This window comes from Streptomyces sp. CNT372 (assembly GCF_000377145.1).
Genome location: NZ_KB897811.1, coordinates 1 through 1,786, shown reverse-complemented (window position 1 = coordinate 1,786; position 1,786 = coordinate 1). Strand labels below are relative to the sequence as shown.

Here is a 1,786-nt window from a genome sequence, read left to right as displayed (position 1 = left end):
CGCGTACTCCCCGGCCCTCACGGACTTCGTGTTCATGGTCCGCGAGACCTCGCAGATGTTCATCACCGGCCCGGACGTCGTCAAGGCGGTCACCGGTGAGGAGATCACCCAGAACGGGCTCGGCGGCGCGGACGTGCACGCCGAGATCAGCGGCGTCGCGCACTTCGCGTACGACGACGAGGAGACCTGCCTCGCGGAGGTCCGCTACCTGCTGTCGATGCTCCCCTCCAACAACCGGGAGAACCCCCCGGCGTCGGAGAGCGACGACCCCGCCGACCGCCGCTCGGACGTCCTCCTGGACCTGGTGCCAGCGGACGGCAACCGCCCGTACGACATGCACAAGGTGATCGAGGAGCTCGTCGACGACGGCGACTACCTGGAGATCCACGAGCGCTGGGCGCGCAACATCATCTGCGCCCTGGCCCGGCTCGACGGCCAGGTCGTCGGCGTCGTCGCCAACCAGCCGCAGTCGCTGGCCGGCGTCCTCGACATCGAGGCGTCCGAGAAGGCCGCGCGCTTCGTGCAGATGTGCGACGCGTTCAACATCCCGATCGTCACCCTGCTCGACGTGCCGGGCTTCCTGCCCGGTGTCGACCAGGAGCACGGCGGCATCATCCGCCACGGCGCGAAGCTGCTGTACGCGTACTGCAACGCCACCGTGCCGCGTATCTCGCTGATCCTGCGCAAGGCGTACGGCGGCGCGTACATCGTCATGGACTCGCAGTCCATCGGCGCGGACCTCACCTACGCCTGGCCGACGAACGAGATCGCGGTCATGGGCGCGGAGGGCGCCGCGAACGTGATCTTCCGCCGTCAGATCGCCGAGGCCGAGGACCCGGAGGCCATGCGGGTGCGCATGGTCAAGGAGTACAAGGCCGAGCTGATGCACCCCTACTACGCCGCGGAGCGGGGGCTGGTCGACGACGTGATCGACCCCTCCGAGACGCGCGAGGTCCTCATCAGGTCCCTCGCGATGCTCCGCACCAAGCACGCCGACCTGCCGTCCCGCAAGCACGGCAACCCCCCGCAGTGACCCTGCGACCGGACTGGAGCCCGTCGATGAGCACTTCCGCCGATCCCTCCTCCCTCCTCCGTGTGGAGAAGGGCCACGCCGAGCCCGAGGAACTCGCGGCGATCACCGCGATCCTCATGGCCCGTGCGGCGTCCCGCCAGGACGCCGGCGCGGCCCCGCACCGCGGCCGCACGGCGGCCGGCTGGCGCCGCCTGGAGCGCCAGCGCGGCTTCCAGCCCTCCCACAGCTGGCAGGGCTGACCCCCGCACTCCCTAGGCCCCGCACACGCCGTGTGCGGGGCCTCAGCCGTACCCTCCGGGCGGTGTCCCGGCCCGTCCGATCCATCTCCAGCCCGTCCGGCGTTCGTGGACACCGTGCGCAGCGCGGTGCGAGACACGACGGCCTGCGGCCCGCGAATGGCAGCGCCCCCGTGCCGGTCTTCTCGGGGCTCCGCCCCGAACCCCGCGCTTCAATCCCGGACGGGGCTGCATCTCCAGCCCGTCCGGCGTTCGTGGACACCGTGCGCAGCGCAGTGCGGGACACGTCGGCCCCCGGCCCGCGAACGGCAACGGCCCCGCACCCCGCTCCGGGCAGGAGCAGGGCACGGGGCCGGAGTCCGCCGGGTGGGCAGGGACCCCCACCCGGCGGCACGCGCGCTACGCGCGCCTACCGCAGGCGTGCCATGAGGGCGTGTTCGACGAGGGTGATGAGGGCGCTCTTGGCGTCGGCGCGGTGGCGTGCGTCGGTGGTGATGATGGGGGTGTCGGGGCCGAT

General features: G+C 71.9%; 2 protein-coding genes and 1 pseudogene. 2 read left to right on the top strand and 1 reads right to left on the bottom strand.

Features of this window, described 5'->3' with window-relative positions:
• Both C593_RS0128440 and C593_RS0128435 read left to right on the top strand, forming a co-directional pair.
• Positions 1-1,033: carboxyl transferase domain-containing protein (locus tag C593_RS0128440; protein WP_018850715.1), on the top strand; the 1,033-nt coding region annotated here is incomplete at its 5' end.
• 26 nt (positions 1,034-1,059) lie between these two features.
• Positions 1,060-1,272 carry an acyl-CoA carboxylase subunit epsilon gene (locus C593_RS0128435; RefSeq protein ID WP_018850714.1) on the top strand — a complete coding sequence of 71 codons (213 nt, stop codon included), beginning with the start codon at positions 1,060-1,062 and terminating at the stop codon, positions 1,270-1,272.
• A 406-nt stretch (positions 1,273-1,678) separates the two neighbouring features.
• Here C593_RS0128435 and C593_RS30800 read toward each other — a convergent pair.
• Positions 1,679-1,786 (bottom strand): annotated as a pseudogene (locus C593_RS30800) (ATP-binding protein); the annotation flags it as partial.

Coding starts and splice junctions, on each gene's coding strand:
- C593_RS0128435 (WP_018850714.1), top strand. CDS start 1,060: ATGAGCACTTCCGCCGATCCCTCCTCCCTCCTCCGTGTGGAGAAGGGC.